Origin of the sequence: Leptospira yanagawae serovar Saopaulo str. Sao Paulo = ATCC 700523 (assembly GCF_000332475.2) — a bacterium.
Lineage (GTDB): Bacteria > Spirochaetota > Leptospiria > Leptospirales > Leptospiraceae > Leptospira_A > Leptospira_A yanagawae.
Window position 1 is genome coordinate 302,512 of sequence record NZ_AOGX02000015.1, and the last position, 16,699, is coordinate 319,210.

Consider the following 16,699-nt stretch of genomic DNA (forward strand, 5'->3'; position numbering starts at 1 on the left):
AGTTTGGCAAATTCTCGCAATCGGATTACTAAGTTCTTGGCAATTTTTTACCAAGTGTTCAATTTTAGTCATATCCTATGTCACTCGGCCAAAAGTCATACGAGGCTCTTTTAGAAGAGATAAAAGAGTTAGAAAAAGAGAACCAGATTCTCAAAAGTACAATTTTAAGTGCCGATATCCAACAAACAAAAGTTAGTGATTTGTTACAATTCACTCAGTATTCGATAGATACAATTTCTGATTCTATACTTTGGATCGATGAAAATGGAAAGTATGTCTTTGTGAACAATGCAGCATGCAAAAATTATGGTTATTCCAAAGAAGAATTTTTATCCATGCAAATGTTACAGGTGGATCCGTTATTTACCAAAGAAATTTGGGATGCACATTGGCAAGAAATCCTTGAGAAAAAAACATTTACACTAGAAACGATCAACAAACGAAAAGATGGAACTCCTTTTCCTATCGAAGTCACTGTCAATTTAGTTGAATATGGTGGGAAAAAATATAACTGTGCGATCATTAGAGACATCACAGAACAAAAATTAAATGAGGCGAAACTCAAACAAACAGCAACTCGATTAGAAGAAGTAATTGCCACAAAAGATAAATTTTTTTCGATCATAGCGCATGATTTACGCGGCCCACTTGGAACCCATCGCGAATTTGCCAAACTTCTGAGCGAAAGAATATCTGATTTTTCTGAATCAGAGCGTGAAATCAACTTACAAGTATTATCTGAATCATCAGAAAATTTATATTCATTAATGGAAAATCTTTTGAATTGGGCGCGTAACCAAAGTGGATACATTCAATTCCAACCAATACGTAACCAAATGTTTGTATTGATACAATCTATTTTAGAATTACTCGAATTATCAATTCAGAAAAAACAAATACAGATCCAAAACCAAATTCCAGACACTCTCGAAATCGTAGCCGATCGGTTTATGATCGAAACCATTTTTCGAAACCTGTTAACCAATGCGATTAAATATAGTTTTATCAACCAAACCATCACCATTGGTTACGAAAAAATAAAAAAAGAAGGCGAAATTCCCACTTTCACTCATCGTTTTTTTGTAAAAGACGAAGGAGTGGGAATGACAAAGGACCAAATCCGATCACTCTTTCGTTTGGACAAAAAGGTTTCTACACTAGGTACAAACTCAGAAAAGGGAACAGGACTCGGTCTCATTGTCAGTAAAGATTTTATCGAAAAACATAATGGAAACCTTTGGGTGGAAAGTGAACCCAAAATTGGAAGTACATTCTTTTTAGAATTAGGACAAATCGCAATTGAATGAATTGTAATTCGTATATGAAGGAATTTTTTGATCTGTTTCCAAATCAGGTTTCTTTTTTGAATGGATCACGAAACTAGAGTTTGCATTTTTGACGAATGCGAAGCCATCTTCTTCTCCTTTTGATTTTAACCAGTGTCATTTCAGTTTCTTTGTTTGCCGAACCGGTCGTAGATGGAAACAATTCCGAACCACAAAACCCAAAAGAGAGAAAATCTTTTTTTGGATCAAGACTTGCTGTCATTGAACTTGCTGGTGAATTTGTACAAACACCTTCAGAAGGTGGACCACAATCCGTTCCTAGTATTTTAAATTCAGCGAGAGTTGCTTCGAGTTTTGCCAATAGCACTACTTCCAATACTCTAAACCCTCCTGGCATCATCACTGAAAGTGCAGAGTCTCGGCCTGCCTCTACCATCTCACCTCGGATCAAATATTCCCATCAGTTTACTGAAGATTTTTTTATAGGATTTGTTTATGCAAAAGGGGAACAATACAACGATACACGGACAAGTTTCAGTACAAATGGTCTCTATCTAAATGATAAAGTCCACTCGGGTATCAACGAAGTGGGATTTCGCATCGGTATGGGTCCTATCAATTACCTAACCGAATCAACGTCTTCGGAATTGAGTTTTAGTTATTCTGAACTTTCTTCCAAAGGTCCATTCCAATCCTTTCAAATTAAATTTCCATTTCTTAGAACTGGTGAACAAACTGTAACAGAAGGGTATGCGTTTTCAACCGGTACAGTAGAATTTAGAACCAAAAACTATGGAATGAATTATGGGTTTGCCACATCGATTACCGATTGGTTAAACTTTTATATGATTGGTGATCTCACCATATTTGCAGGCCAGTTAAAACTGCTAAGTTATGGTCTCGAAACTTCTTCAACAGGAAGTTTAAACGCAAGTAACCAGGTGGTGTTTTCTTCACCCGTTTCCAAAACAGACATCACGATTTTCCAATCAAAAGAAGGATTATCCCGTGGACTAGGTGGTGCTTCTGTTTCTTTGGAACTTGGATTCGTTTGGAAAGTGTTTGATACATTGGGGATCAAATACGGTGGATTTTACCAAATATCTTCCTTTAGTGTTTCGGAAGTGACAGGTTATAATTTTGGTCCAGGCAAAACTCCAGTGGAACTTAGTTCTGTTCCGGATATCAATTCTTCTCAAAGTTCCAAAGAATTTGGTTCTTTTGGAGTGAATGTATCTCTTGTGAAAAACTTTTGATCTAGTTTTCTTGTCTTATCTTTAGGGGGATCACCCTGGGTGATAGGACAAATATGAAACACAAATCCATCTTATATGCGCAAAAATTAGATTTCCAATGGCCGACTTCGGATCCATTCCTCTTCTGTGTCCACCACGAAGATTTTTATCCCAACGGAAATGGAAAATTTGGACCGAATGCCTCTTTGCAAGGAAGGCAAATTGGACAAGATTTTGTTGGGAAAGATGGATGGAGGATGTATCATGGAGAAACCATTCCAGGATTTCCTGGTCATCCACACCGTGGATTTGAAACAGTAACTGTTGTTCAGCGAGGATTAGTTGATCATGCGGATTCCCAAGGTGCTGCTGGTCGTTATGGTGACGGAGATGTACAATGGATGACAGCTGGTGCAGGAATCCAACATTCAGAGATGTTTCCACTCATTAATGAATCAAGTGAAAATACTTTAGAACTTTTTCAAATTTGGTTAAACTTACCCGCTAAACATAAGTTTGTTGATCCGCATTTCAAAATGTTTTGGAATGAAGACATACCAGTGAAACTAGTCAAAGACCAAAATGGAAAACAGATAAAAATCAAAACTGTCGCCGGTAATATGTTTGGAGACAAAGCGTTAGATCCTCCTCCCAATTCTTGGGCTGCAGATCCAAAAAACGAAGTCGGAATTTACATTATCGATTTAGAACCTGAAGCACAATTTGTGTTACCTAAAACAGAACCTGGTAACAATCGAAATTTGTACTACTTCAGAGGAGAAGGACTTGTTTTGGATGGAACACAAATTCCTGGAAAACATATGTACAATCTTAAAAGTGATGAATCTGTGGAAATTCGAAATGGATCTGAGGTTGGAAGGATTCTTATTTTAGAAGGAAAACCAATTGCTGAACCAGTGGTACAGTATGGGCCTTTTGTGATGAACAAACAAGAGGAAATCCAACAAGCGTTTGATGATTATCGCAAAACTCAGTTTGGTGGTTGGCCTTGGGATTCTTATGATCCTGTCCATGTTGGCAAAGGTAGATTTGCCAAACATGCCAACGGAAAAGAAGAATTCCCTTCAAAAACTAAGTAATCAGAACCAAACACATCGTAAGGCTTATGACGGATTCGGTAGGCTACCGGTCCGTCAAACAACCCGTACTTGCATCCTTCACCATTTGGATGTACTTCCACAGGTAACCACTTGTGACTCTGTAAGGTGGTTTTTTCCAATTGGCTCTGCGTTTTTCTAATTCTTCATCACTTACTTTGAGATCCAAGCGGTTGGTGCGTGCATCAATCGAAATCACATCTCCATCCTGTACAAGAGCAATTTCCCCACCTTCCATTGCTTCCGGTGTGATATGGCCAACGACGAAACCATGGCTTCCGCCAGAAAATCTTCCATCCGTGATGAGGGCGACATTGTTTCCGAGTCCCGCTCCAATGATGGCAGAGGTTGGTTTTAACATCTCTGGCATACCTGGTCCCCCTTTTGGCCCCACATAACGAATGACAACGACATGGCCTGGTTTGACTTTTCCATCACGAATCCCTTCGTTAGCTTCCACTTCCGAATCAAAACAAATGGCTTTGCCTTCAAACATCTCACCTTCGTGACCTGTGATTTTTGCTACAGCACCTTTTTTAGCTATGTTGCCATATAACACTTGTATATGACCTTCTTTTTTAATTGGGTTACTGACAGGTCGGAGTAAGTCTTGGTCTTTTGGAAGTGCTGGAAGAGATTCTAAATTTTCAGAAATAGTTTTTCCAGTGACTGTCATACAAGATCCATCCAGCATTCCTTCGCTTAACATGAATTTCATGATAGCAGGTGTACCGCCAATGGCAAAAAGATCTTCCATCAGATACTTTCCACTTGGTTTCATATCTGCAAGCAGTGGTGTTGTATCGGTTACCTTTTGGATTTGTTGAAGGTCTAAATCGATTCCCATTGTCCTTGCTATGGCAATCATATGAAGGGCAGCATTGGTTGATCCACCAAGGATTGTAATCACACGTAAAGCATTTAAGATGGATTTTGGTGTGATGATATCAGATGGTTTGATGTCTTTTTCTAAGAGATTGTACATATATTTTCCGATCTCTTGGCATTCTCTCTTTTTCTCTTCGCTACGAGCAGGGGAAGAAGAACTATAAGGCAAACTCATTCCCATCACTTCGATGGCCGTTGCCATTGTATTGGCAGTGTACATCCCACCGCAAGCACCAGGACCAGGGCAGGAATTTTTAATCACTTCTTTGAAATCTTCTTCCGAAATTTTGCCGTTTATTTTTTTTCCATAGGCTTCAAAGGCAGATACAATGTTTAATTTTTCCCCTTTAAAGTGGCCGCCATTGATGGTACCGCCATACACCATGATGGATGGACGATTGAGCCTTGCCATTGCCATGATGGCACCCGGCATATTTTTATCACAACCGGCAGTGAAAATAAGTCCGTCGTAAAAATGAGCACCTGAAATGGTTTCTATGGAATCAGCAATGATCTCTCTGGATGGCAATGAATACCTCATTCCATCATTTCCATTCGTAATCCCATCACTCACACCAATGGTATTGAATAATAATCCAACCATTTGTTTTGTATCGATGACACTTTTCTTTTGTAATGCAGAAAGAGTCGTTAAATGCATATTACAAGGATTCCCGTCAAATCCAGTACTTCCAATTCCAACAAAAGGTTTGTTAAGATCTTCATAAGGAACACCTGATCCAATGATCATGGCTTGGGAGGCTGGGAGAGATTCATCTTGGGTTAAAACGCGGCTGTATCGATTCAAACTCATAATTTACAATTTCCTTGAGAATAAAGTCAATTTGTATGAGCGGAAAAGAAAGGAAAGCGGATTTTCAAACTTAGGGAAGTGTGATTTCAAGTAAGACTTTGTTTTCTACATTTTCTTTCGCTAAATCTTTTTCCCATTCTAAAAATTCTAGTCGCAAACAGTTGTTAGCTTTATCTCGATTGGCCTGAGGTAAAAATCCATTTATAGATATAGTATGTGCCGCTTTGGCAATTTTTCCTCTAACGGATTCTAACCATTGGATTTCTGAAAAACTTGCCAGTCGAACGTTGGCACTTGGCACATAACCTGAACCCTCACAAGATTCCGTCACTTGGAAAAGATACCTCGATTTCAAACTCTCGCTATTGGCATTGGTTGTGGCACTTAACGAAAGAATTCCTGATTGCAAAATAGATTCTTGGCAATCAGGAGTTCTGCCGAGTAAACCATTTGTTTCATTCAAATTTAAATTCACTTCGGCTTGGGTCACAATGAGTTGGTTGTGGTTGCATACTCCGAGTGGCCTACGGCTACAAGTTTTTGTATTGGTATTCGAATCTGTTTTGATACAGTTTCCAAAATTTCTCTGCCAATATAATGTCGTGAGGATCCATGTTTGGTTTTCTTCTTGTTTTTTTTGTAAGTCTTTCCCTGATTCGAAACAAGAAATCAGAAGCAGTAGGAAAATGTAAAAAATCGATGACAGTTTCAAAATCGAACCTCCATTCCAATATTAATCAAAGGAATGATGGCCATCTTTCCATTTGGAGTTTGTGAAACAATAAAGGGGGAATTCACGGTATCATACGTGGGACTTGGGTTTTGGTTCCTTTGGAAATTCTTTGTATTATCGAATTCGAATCCCGCTTGGTTCCTTCGCCCATAAAAATTCACAAACTCGATATAGGTATTGATATAACCCCAAGAAAAATTTTCAATGCGATCAATTCGCAAATCAAATTGATGGAATGGTAAAAAACGATCACTGTTGTAATTGTTGGAATAGTTAGGAAAATACAAATTGAGTCCAAAGGTTGCCGCTTGGTTTGCTCGAGTAGCACCAGTTATGGGAGTATAAGGTGTTCCTGAAAAATAACGGAACCTTCCTCCAACCATCCATTCTGCATTAAATTTATAACCAAAAACAAGGTTTAAGATATGGGTTCGGTCAAGGTCATATAACTCTTCTTTATCATTGTTGTAAATGAGCTCCAAATTGTTATCATCATAATAGTTGAGGTAGTTGGTTCCAAGTTTGGATTGGGCTAGAAGTCGCCTTGTATTATTTTGTAATGTACGATTGCGCGATTCTTCACTTGTGAGACGTGATTGGTTATTGATGCGTTTCGTGATCGAATTGGTATAAGAAATCCAACCAAATAAACCTGATTGTTCTCTAGGATCCTTGGATTTCTTCAAAAAAATTTCGACTCCTTCCGAATACCCATAACCAGCGTTAGAATAATTTAAATTTTTAGGAGTGATAGGATTGGCAAATACCTTTGCTGTTTCATTCACAAAAATTCGTGTATCATTATTTAAAGCATAGGGATCTACAATATATGCATCTGGAACAATGATGTTTTGGAAGATATTGCGAAACCCTTCAATTTTGAACTGCCAATGGTTCGCAAATTCTTGGCTGATTCCAACTGAATTGTGTTCGGATCTTTCCATAAACAAATTGGGATTCCCTGATTTTTTTGACAATGCTTCCACAGAAACTGGAGCATTATAATGAATCCCATGCCCTAACAGTAAGGTCGTTTTTGTTGCATCAAAAACATAACCTGTGGTGATCCTCGGAGCTAAATTACTTTCGTTACTACCGGAATAGTGGTCTATCCGTGCTCCAGGTGTTAGGCGAAATCCTCCATATTTAAATTGGAACTCACTATATGCGGATTTTTCACGGTATCGAATTCGATCTCCGTCGATCACAGATCGAAATGCTGCATTTGAATTTAGTAAGTCATTAAAGATATTAAAAAATAATCGATTGTAAGATGATATATTTTCTCCTTTTAATGTTGTTTCTCGAAATCTCCCTTGCACACCTACTTCCAATTTTAAGTGTTCTTCCCACAATTCCCATTCCAATGCATTTTGAACATAGGTGATTGTGTCTGATGTTCGGTTTTGTAAACCAAAGATATTTTCAGCAGTGAGTGGGTTTGTGAATCTAAGTTCAAAAAATTCATCAAACCATGTTCGTGAGTAGGACAAAGTATTCCGAAAGGATTTTCCTTTCCATATGTAACGAAATGCATCGGTGCGAAACATTCGATCGAGGCCAGTTGGTGGCCTTGGGTCTTCACCTCCCCTTTCAAAATCTGCCTGCGCTTTGGTATAGGCTTGTCTATCTCGAGTTCCAAATGTCTGCACTGTGAGCCTATGGTCTGAGTTGATATCCCAAATCATTTTCCATTGGTAATCATGGTATTCGGCATACTTTGCATCTTCTGGAATCCCTTGTGGATAGGTTTGTAATAGAACTAGGTTTGGATAATTTTTACGACCAGAACTAATCATGGCAAGTCCTGGCAAAAGCTTTGATTGGTTGTAAATATCAGATAAAAACAAATTGATATTGATGATGGTTTTGTTTTCATCTACACGGTCTGTACCTTCAATCGCAATGATCCCTCCAGTCGCATAACCATATTTAGCTGGAAATGCTCCTGTATATACATCAAAGGATTTGATTAGGTTATTATTGAGGACAGATGATTGGTTTCCCAAATGAAATGGATACGGAAGAGGAAAACCATCAAAGTAATATTGGTTTTGTCTGGTTCCGCCTCCTCGTAAAGAAAGATCACCTCTTTCGCTATTCGAATAGGGATTTCCTGTGATCAAATTTGTTCCAATATTTGTAAAGACAGATGGTAAAATCCCAACAGGTGCTCCAATCACAACTCCAGGAACAGTTTGTAAGGCTTTCAAGGAATCACCTGAAACTCCTGGCAATCGTTTGATTTCTTCCTGGACAAGACCATAACGTGAAAGTGGAGTTTTGTCTCTTTCTCCACTCACAAAAATTCCCGCAAGATTTGTATCAGAAATTGTAACAAGGATTACTTGGCCTTTGTATCTCACCTCCCGAAAGAGGGATTCCGTTTTGTCGGCCGTGGAGACTTTGATTTCATAATACCCTGGTTCCGGAAACGTAAGTTTGGCGATCCCGTCTGCATTTGAAATTCCACTTGTCTTCCCTTTTTTGGAGATCACAACTGCATTGGCTATAGGTTTCCCTGTATTTGATTTTACAATTTGGAAAATGACTTCTAAATTCCCTTCTCCCCAAATTGGGTTTGTCCCCAAAAAGAAAGAGAAAATACAAATAGAAAAAAAAGTTAAGTAAAATCGAAATGAGACTTGTATCATTTTAAAGAAGGAATCAAAGTCTCAGCAATTTTGTACAATTCATCTAAAGATTTTTTGTCATCTAAAAGGCGGTAACTTTGTAATACTCCTTCATACACAATGAACAACTGTTTAGCGAGAGATTGGCAATCTACATTTGGTTTTGTATAACCATTTTGGATGGATTCTTTTAAAAAATCTGATAAACAATTGATCGTTTCATTTGCAATCCTTTCAATTTCAGATCGGATGTGTGTTTCCCCTGGATGGATTTGAGCACGAAAATTTGCCATTCCACATCCATACAATTGTGACATCCTTGCTTCCCTTGAGAGGATACGTACCCATGCTTTGATAAAATCCAATGGTTTAGGATTACGTTTCATTAAAGTTTTGAGAAGGTTTAAATTTTCATCGGAATAAAGTTTTAAAACTTCTTTTCCCAACTCTTCTTTGGAAGAAAAATGTTGGTACAAACTCGCCTTCACCGTTTTTGCTTCTTCTACAATTTGGTTTAATCCTGTCTCCGAATAACCTTGTTTTAAAAAAAGGTTACGGCTTACAGATAGGAGGCGAATTTTAGTCGGTTCCTTTTTCATTTCTGTCCCAGGTTGCGAAAAAAGAAAATCCAAGCAAGAATTACACCAACTGGTCTGTATCATTTTTTTACAAAATACTTTTGTTTCTTCTATCCAAATGGGAAAAAAGTTCTTGCAAATACATACCGACTGGTATGTATGTTTTCCAGGGGTGAACGATGAACCAAGAACTAATTTCCATCCATGAAGTAGCAAAATCCGTGACTGAGGCGATCGACACACGCCATAGCATTCGCGAATATGAAGAGACACCCATTCCGGAAGATGTATTGAATCGTATCTTTTCCAAGGCACTCAGAAGCCCGAGTTGGAAGAACTCGCAACCTTGGAAGGTCCACATTGTCAGTGGAGAAAAACGATTGGAACTTGCAGAATCTCTTACCAATGCCGCAAAAACTTCCAACCCGATTCCGGAAACCAATTGGCCGGAATCCTATCCGAGTGATGCCAAAAAACGAATGTTTGATTTGGGTATGAAAATTTATGGAGTGGCAGGGATCGACCGAAAAGACAAAGATGCGCGAGACCAGTTTATGCTACGTAATTTTAGTTTTTTTGGGGCTCCTACTGCAGTTTTCATCACGTCAAAATTTGATCTCAATTTTTTTGTGGGAATTGATCTTGGGTGTTTTTTACAATCGGTTTTACTTTTAGCAAGAGAAGAAGGACTCGGTACTTGTCCACAAGCAGCACTTGGTGCATTTCCAGACGTTGTACGAAGTGCACTCAACCTTCCTAAAGAAGAAAAAGTGATTATGGGACTGAGTATCGGTTATCCGAAAGCAAGTTCCGACCTAAATCGATACCACACTCCAAGGGAAGAAGCTACAGATTTAATTCGATTCTATTAAAAAATCATTTCTGATTTGGAAACTTTGGTATAAGATACTCCCACCGATCCAAAGGTTAGGTAACTATGTACGACAAAGAATTCTGGAACGAGCGTTATGCGAATGAAGAGTATGTGTATGGGAAAGATCCAAATGAGTTTTTACATTCACGCCTTCCCAATTTAAAAAAAGGAAGGATCCTATTCCCTTGCGAAGGAGAAGGTAGGAATGCTGTATTTGCAGCAGGGCTTGGATGGGATGTGTTTGCATTTGATCAGTCAGAGTCAGGTTGGCAAAAAGCCCTGCAATTGGCCAAGGAAAAAAATATAAGTATTCATTATGAAATTTCAGATGTTTTGGGTTACCCTTTTGCTCCAGAACAAATGGATATGGTGGCACTTATCTTTTGTCATTTCCATAAATCCATTCGAACTACTGTTCACCGCAATTGTGTTCGCACGTTAAAACCAGGTGGCCTTTTGTTACTGGAGGCCTTTTCTCCGGACCAGTTGCAGTACAGTTCCGGTGGCCCAAAAGATCCTGATATGTTATGCCATCTAAAAGACTTACGGATGGACTTCGCCGAAATGAATGTAGAGTATGAAGAAGCCTTGGAAATAGAGCTCAATGAGAGTCCATTTCACCGAGGTAAGGCAGCAATCGTTCGTTTGGTGTTACGAAAGATCTGAAGTATAGTAGGAAATGTAATTTAGGTGAAAGAATGGAATCTCTTTCTCGATAACATAACAGTGTGAATGCGTAAGACTGGGTTACAAGGAATTTAGGTATTTGAGGATTCCATCTTCCCCCCGCTCTTCTGCCAGATCCGTGATGCTCACACCACCAACTGTTTTTGCTTTGGTCTCGGCACCTGCCTTTACGAGAAGTTTGACAAGTTCTAAATTGCCACGATACACTGCACGGTACAAAGCAGTTTCTCCCATTGTGTTTCGAAGGTTAACGTTTGCTCCTTTTTGGAGTAGGAATTTTGTGAGTTCAATTTCTTCTTCATCCACAGCTTTGATGAGCGAGGAATTTCCTAGGGAGTCCTTCGCATTGACCGATACTCCTTGTGCCAAAAGGGATTTTACTGTTTCTAAATCCGCCTTGTCCACTGCTTGGAAGAGACGTAATTCCAAACTGGGAGGTGTTTTAACGACTGTTTCATCCTCTGCACACCCATATCCTAACCAAGTGGTCAGAAAAATGATGACAAAAGGAATTAATTTTTTGAAAAATCGGCTAGATAAGAAAGGCAACATCAGATTTAGTCTAATAGTTTAACTATGAAACGTCGATCCATTTTTCAAACCAGTTTCCAGTTCGTTCCCGTTTTGTTATTCGGGGTTTTGTCTATCTCTTGTATTTCCATCATCAATCCAGGGGAAGTAGGACTGATGTGGCGTCCCTATAGTACAGGCCTAAGCCAAAAACCTTTGGAATCTCGGGTACAAACCTACATGCCATGGAACAGTGTATACATTTACTCAATCCAATGGAGTAGTTTCCAAGAAAAAGTAGAAGTGTTAACTCGAGATGATTTGACCATTACCGTGACCGCTGACATCATCATCCGACCCATCCAAAATGAAATTTATGAACTTGAGATGGAGATCGGTAGGGACTATTATGAAAAGGTTGTAAAACCACAATTCCGAACCGCCATTCGAAATATCCTTTCAGCCTATAATATGGTATCGATTTCAAAAGAAACACCTAACGTATCTGCTCAAATCAAAAAATCACTAACCGAAAAACTTAGAGATAAACATATAGAAATAGATGATGTGATTGTGGATGATGTGGAATACAGTCCTTCGATCTTAAAAGCGATTGAAAGCAAACTCACCAAACAACAAGAACAAGAGCAGATGAAATTTGAGATCAACATTGCAAAACGTGATGCTGAAATCCAACAGATTTCCGCGGAAGGAAAAGCGAAAGCAGCGTTGATCGAAGCAGAAGCACAAGCAAAAGCACAAAAAATGATTTCCGATTCGCTTACACCAAAATACATCCAACTGAAAGCAATGGAAAATCCTAATAATAAATTGATATTTGTTCCCAATGGCAAGGATGGATTGCCTATCATTGTGAACACAGATAACAAATGATCGGAGATGATAAAAAACTGATTTTTGTTCGATGGTAAAATCATAGGGAACCACAAGCATTGGTTTTAATGGAACCAACTTGTGGGTCTTATGATCCAAGGGCTGCAATTTACTGATCTCACTAGGAAGAGCAACCAAATACCAAAATTGTTAGGTAACCACTTTTTTGGTCTGATTTAATATCCTTGAAACAAAACTTAAGTTAAATTTAAAAATGTTTTTGTGAATAGCAGTAGGTATACCAGTAGTACAAATAAGAATCCCACCAAACAACCGATCGAAATCATTGAATTTTTCAAATTTAGCATCATCATTTTCCTCATAGACCAATAACAAGAATTAACTGATAAATCCTATTCAGGTTTTCCTATCACATTTTTCTTCAAACCACTCGTCAATTGATTTTATTTGAATCTGCTCTTTGCCACATCCAATTAGAATTTACTAATATTGATTGTAGTTTAACAAAGATTTGCCTTAGATTTGTTAGGATCGATAGCTATTTGATGGATACAATCTGTTCGGTTAGGGATTTCGATGATGGTCTTAAGAGAAACGAGGGAGAGAATCAATCGATTGTTTTTGCATACAGAAGTCGAGAATTTTATAAAAGAAGGGAAGATCCCTTATGAGAGGAGGATTGGTAGGAGATAAGTGAGGCATTGGATTGGAAGTGAAGAGAGGAAATTTTGTATATAGACGTGAGAGAAATTCTAACCCCACTGAAATGGGGTTAGAAATAGAAATTGAGAGTTAGAATTTGTAACTAGCTGACATCGAAAAGGAAACTCCTTCTCTGTAAGAACGGAATAATCGTTCTTCATTTAAGAGTTCATCTTTGACGTAGATTCGGAATCTTTGGTCAGTGACGTTTTTCGCGGCAAACTTAAAGTCTAACTTTTCATCCATTCTATGTGAGAACACGATATCGGTTAGACCAACACCTCTTTCATATGCATCGGGTGTTCCGTTAGCTCCTACGATGAAAATCCTGTCTCCAAAATAGTTATAATACAATCCAATCGTTGTTGTTTTTAATTTATTGAGATACACATCAAATTTTAAATTGGCTACAAAGTCAGATTGACCTTGTAGAGGACGGCTAAGATTTGTAGGATCATAACTTATTGTTCGATCATTAATATCAAGAAGACCTGCACGACTGATCGTAAATTGTTCCCATGAAATTACATTTACGAGGGATTTAATGAAGAAGAAATTTGTTTCAAACCGAAATCGATCGAAAAATTCTCTTCTAAAATCAAATTCAACTCCGCGTATAGTAGCTCTACTTGCATTCGCATACGTAAAGAACGGCGAAATCTGACCAGCAACTGGTTGTCCAATCAACTCAATGGGATTTGACATTTCTTTTAAGAAAACTCCAGCACCTATGTAATTTGCTCCACCCATAAAGTATTCATAACGAAAATCATAGTTGTGAATATAAGTTCGTTTTAATTCCGGATTTCCCCGAATTCTATCGCCACCATAATAAGGTGTAAAAGCAAATGGCGACATTTCTCTAAAATCTGGTCTCGTTAGTGTCTGAGTATAACCGAATCTTAAATTCTGATCTTGTAAAAACTCATATACAAAGTTAACACTCGGAAGAACATCACGCGTTCGAATGACTCCAACACCATTATTATCTGCGGGGCAAATTTTACTGTTGATTAGTGCAATACGTTCATACCCGCTATCGAAATCACAGCCATATCCTGGTCTTCTTACGTCAAACTGTTCCTTTAATACAAACGTTTTTACTTTTTGAAATGAATCCTCATAGCGAGCTCCACCAACAAACCGTAATTTTGGTATCAATGGCATGTCAACTTGACCAAAATAACTATGAAGTTTTTGATAAGCATCATAAGCATTTGGTTCCACTTGGCGTTCGGAAAAAGTTTTATTGGTCAAACCTGCAGAATTAGTTCTAAGGTATTCAAATGGATTGTATACAATTTCACCAGGTACTAAATACAAATCACTACGAGTTTCACCAACATTTGATTTGGAACCAAATTCTCGGAATGTAAAACTTTTGAAACGGTCCAAAGCACTTCCACCAAACTTTGCTGTTGATTTCAATCCATTCCATTGGTCGAATGGAATTTCATAAGAAGCACTCGCACTCCTCACTGTATCATTTGAAGCTGAATAGAATCTGGTTCCATCTGGGTTGTTTCCCAAACGAGTAGGAAGTGTATTGATTGAAGAGCCTTGCGTTCTTCTCCAAACTTGTTGTGTTAAATTTGGTTCATCTCTGTTTGCTTCACCATAATTAACTTGCCAATCTACAACGTGTGGTCTCGATAGACTTCCTAAATTTAGAGAATGTTTTCCACCGAATGATGAATTAAAAAGTTGTCTACTTACAAAATCATTTGTTAGTGAAAAGAATTCAAAGTTATCTATGTTGTTTTGTCCTCTAGTATCGCGAACTGATTTTTCAGATGAGATAGAATAAAAATTCTTTAAAAATAGTTGCTGTCCCGCTTTTGGTTCATAAGAAAGATTTAAGTTATTTCCAAACAGTCTTTCCTCCAAATAGATATCGGAATCTTGGTTTTGGAGTGGATTAACAGTTGTTGTACCTTTAAAAGTCAAATCTACAGGGTTATATGGTATATAACGGACATCCTTTTGTCTTTTGAATCGATAGTCAACAGAATGAGTTGTTCCATAAATAATTCCAAGTCGCTGGCCTGACTCAGTTAGTTTAAAAGTTTTTCCGATCGTGAAGTTAAAATTTTTATCGTAGGGAGCTTTTGTTTGGTCAGGAGTCCATTGGGACGGAAATGTTAGCGCACTTAAATTTACAAACCTCCCATCAAATCCGCCAAATCGACTCCCTGGTTCAATTGGCAAATAATTTGGAATTCCATTCACTAAATCGGGCAATTTTTGATCTTCGGTTGGTCTTCCGAAAAAATCACCACCTTTAAACGTTAACCATTTATTTCGAGTGGTATTCGCATTATATCCAATGCCTAATCCAAACGTCATGATAAAATCATCTGGGTATTCTTTTGTTTCAATTTTAACAAGTCCACCTGAGAATTCTGCTGATTCTTCCGGTACAAATGTTTTTATGATTCGAATATTTTTGATTAGTGAGGCAGGAAATAAATCCAACGGAACCACTCGCTTATCTGGTTCTGTTGATGGAATGTAAGCATCATTTAAATACGTTGATGAATAGCGTTCCCCTAAACCTCGAACAAACACATACTTTCCACCAATTAAAGTAATTCCTGTGACTCGCCTTACAACTTCACCAGCAGATGAATCTGGTGATTTTTTAATCGACTCAGCTCCGATCGAATCCGAAACTGATGCCGCTTTTTTCTGGAGTTGCAATAATGCTGCATCCGATTCATTAACCGCACGATCCTTTACTTCAACTGTTTGCAAGACTTGCGAACCAAATGTAACATTCATTTGGCTTTGTTTGCCTGCGGAAACAACTATCGTTCTATTTTGGGGACCATAACCATACATTTGGTATTCTACTTGGTAAGTCCCTGGTGGTAGTTCTAAGTTGTATTTCCCATCAAAATCAGTCTTAGCAAACTTTTTTTCGGAGCGTACCACTATCGTGGCGCCAAAAACGGGTTCTCCGTTTTCTGAATCTATGATTGTTCCTCGAATGGATCCACTTGCTTGTGAAAAAACCAATGTGGGGAATGAGAGTAAAACAGTAATAATACCTAGTTTTATGGAATGTGAAAGTTTCATAACTTGCCTGTTATCGGCAAGCTTTTCAATGAAAGATCTAAGGTAAACGAAAAGGACTTTGAGTTACGTTACGTTCCCATGAATCATTTGTTACAAATGTGTTACAAATGATTCATGGTCCAAGCACTCCCACAATGAACTTTCCATCAACTTCATACACCATCTTAACATTTGTGATCTCAAACTTACCATTCTTTGTCGTTATCATTACTTTCGGCTTATGACCTAAGATTTGACCGAGTCTTCTTGGAGATTCCCAATCAATCGATTCAATTTTATATCCATTTAATACCATATTGTAAATAGATTCGATCGCAGAATCTTCCCTTGCAGACAAAAGTTTTTCGTACTCTTCTAATGGTGTATTGTCCAATACAGTGCCCAATCCATATGTGTTGGGGAAAATAATCTCTACTTGTTCATTCCAGCTGATATAAGTATTTTTTGCAGAATGGTATTTCTTGATTTCAGACAGAAAGTTTTCAATCGCTTCGTTTTTTGAATTATAACCACGTTCTAAATTGTATTTCTCTTTTTTTTTGGAAAGGATTTGTTTTTGGGAATCTAATAACTTTGCATTTAGTTCTTGGTTCTGAAATTTGGGATCTTCACGCCAATCTTTCTCTTTGCATGCATTCACTGTGAGAAAGGTGGCAATAGTTATATAGATTAAAATTTTTGATTTCATATTGTTAAAATAAGAAACCC

The 16,699-nt window shown here is 38.0% G+C and carries 13 protein-coding genes; 6 read left to right on the plus strand and 7 right to left on the minus strand.

The genetic code is table 11. From position 1 onward, the window contains the following. The first annotated feature begins 77 nt into the window (after window positions 1-77). The 3 genes from LEP1GSC202_RS05085 (at window position 78) to LEP1GSC202_RS05095 (ending at window position 3,621) form a co-directional block, all read left to right on the plus strand. Entirely contained in the window at window positions 78-1,307 is a 1,230-nt protein-coding gene (locus LEP1GSC202_RS05085; protein ID WP_015676776.1) for a PAS domain-containing sensor histidine kinase, read from the plus strand. A 95-nt stretch (window positions 1,308-1,402) separates the two neighbouring features. Continuing rightward, complete coding sequence (locus LEP1GSC202_RS05090) at window positions 1,403-2,542, plus strand: hypothetical protein (protein ID WP_015676702.1); 1,140 nt, start codon at window positions 1,403-1,405, stop codon at window positions 2,540-2,542. Between the two features lie 53 nt (window positions 2,543-2,595). After that, window positions 2,596-3,621 carry a pirin family protein gene (locus LEP1GSC202_RS05095; RefSeq protein WP_015677463.1) on the plus strand — a complete coding sequence of 342 codons (1,026 nt, stop codon included), beginning with the start codon at window positions 2,596-2,598 and terminating at the stop codon, window positions 3,619-3,621. 43 nt (window positions 3,622-3,664) lie between these two features. On the opposite strand, the gene ilvD is transcribed toward LEP1GSC202_RS05095, so the two are convergent. The 4 genes from ilvD to LEP1GSC202_RS05115 form a co-directional block, all read right to left on the minus strand. Beyond that, on the minus strand, window positions 3,665-5,341 hold the full coding sequence (ilvD, locus tag LEP1GSC202_RS05100) for a dihydroxy-acid dehydratase (protein ID WP_015676423.1): 1,677 nt from the start codon (window positions 5,339-5,341) through the stop codon (window positions 3,665-3,667). A 70-nt stretch (window positions 5,342-5,411) separates the two neighbouring features. Further along, window positions 5,412-6,053: a hypothetical protein gene (locus tag LEP1GSC202_RS05105; RefSeq protein ID WP_015677502.1), complete on the minus strand. Its 642-nt coding sequence runs from the start codon at window positions 6,051-6,053 to the stop codon at window positions 5,412-5,414. Next, window positions 6,050-8,728, minus strand: coding sequence for a TonB-dependent receptor (locus tag LEP1GSC202_RS05110; protein ID WP_015677043.1), 2,679 nt, complete (start codon window positions 8,726-8,728; stop codon window positions 6,050-6,052). The genes LEP1GSC202_RS05105 and LEP1GSC202_RS05110 overlap by 4 nt, the downstream gene beginning before the upstream one ends. Next, entirely contained in the window at window positions 8,725-9,306 is a 582-nt protein-coding gene (locus LEP1GSC202_RS05115) for a TetR/AcrR family transcriptional regulator (protein WP_039928583.1), read from the minus strand. The genes LEP1GSC202_RS05110 and LEP1GSC202_RS05115 overlap by 4 nt, the downstream gene beginning before the upstream one ends. A gap of 158 nt (window positions 9,307-9,464) precedes the next feature. On the opposite strand from LEP1GSC202_RS05115, the gene LEP1GSC202_RS05120 reads away from it, so the two are divergent. Together LEP1GSC202_RS05120 and LEP1GSC202_RS05125 are read left to right on the plus strand one after the other, a co-directional pair. Further along, the gene (locus LEP1GSC202_RS05120) at window positions 9,465-10,157 is read left to right on the plus strand and encodes a nitroreductase (protein ID WP_015677581.1); all 693 of its coding nucleotides are present in this window, start codon (window positions 9,465-9,467) and stop codon (window positions 10,155-10,157) included. A 65-nt stretch (window positions 10,158-10,222) separates the two neighbouring features. Continuing rightward, complete coding sequence (locus LEP1GSC202_RS05125) at window positions 10,223-10,825, plus strand: class I SAM-dependent methyltransferase (RefSeq protein WP_015677466.1); 603 nt, start codon at window positions 10,223-10,225, stop codon at window positions 10,823-10,825. An 81-nt stretch (window positions 10,826-10,906) separates the two neighbouring features. Here LEP1GSC202_RS05125 and LEP1GSC202_RS05130 read toward each other — a convergent pair whose 3' ends face one another. Beyond that, a complete protein-coding gene (locus LEP1GSC202_RS05130; RefSeq protein ID WP_015676921.1) occupies window positions 10,907-11,398 on the minus strand; it encodes an ankyrin repeat domain-containing protein in 492 nt (163 codons plus the stop codon). 24 nt (window positions 11,399-11,422) lie between these two features. On the opposite strand from LEP1GSC202_RS05130, the gene LEP1GSC202_RS05135 reads away from it, so the two are divergent. Further along, the gene (locus LEP1GSC202_RS05135; RefSeq protein WP_015677325.1) at window positions 11,423-12,250 is read left to right on the plus strand and encodes a prohibitin family protein; all 828 of its coding nucleotides are present in this window, start codon (window positions 11,423-11,425) and stop codon (window positions 12,248-12,250) included. A 753-nt stretch (window positions 12,251-13,003) separates the two neighbouring features. Here LEP1GSC202_RS05135 and LEP1GSC202_RS05145 read toward each other — a convergent pair. Together LEP1GSC202_RS05145 and LEP1GSC202_RS05150 are read right to left on the minus strand one after the other, a co-directional pair. Beyond that, complete coding sequence (locus LEP1GSC202_RS05145) at window positions 13,004-15,991, minus strand: TonB-dependent receptor (protein ID WP_015677318.1); 2,988 nt, start codon at window positions 15,989-15,991, stop codon at window positions 13,004-13,006. 112 nt (window positions 15,992-16,103) lie between these two features. Beyond that, window positions 16,104-16,679: a hypothetical protein gene (locus LEP1GSC202_RS05150; protein ID WP_015676945.1), complete on the minus strand. Its 576-nt coding sequence runs from the start codon at window positions 16,677-16,679 to the stop codon at window positions 16,104-16,106. Window positions 16,680-16,699: the final 20 nt, after the last annotated feature.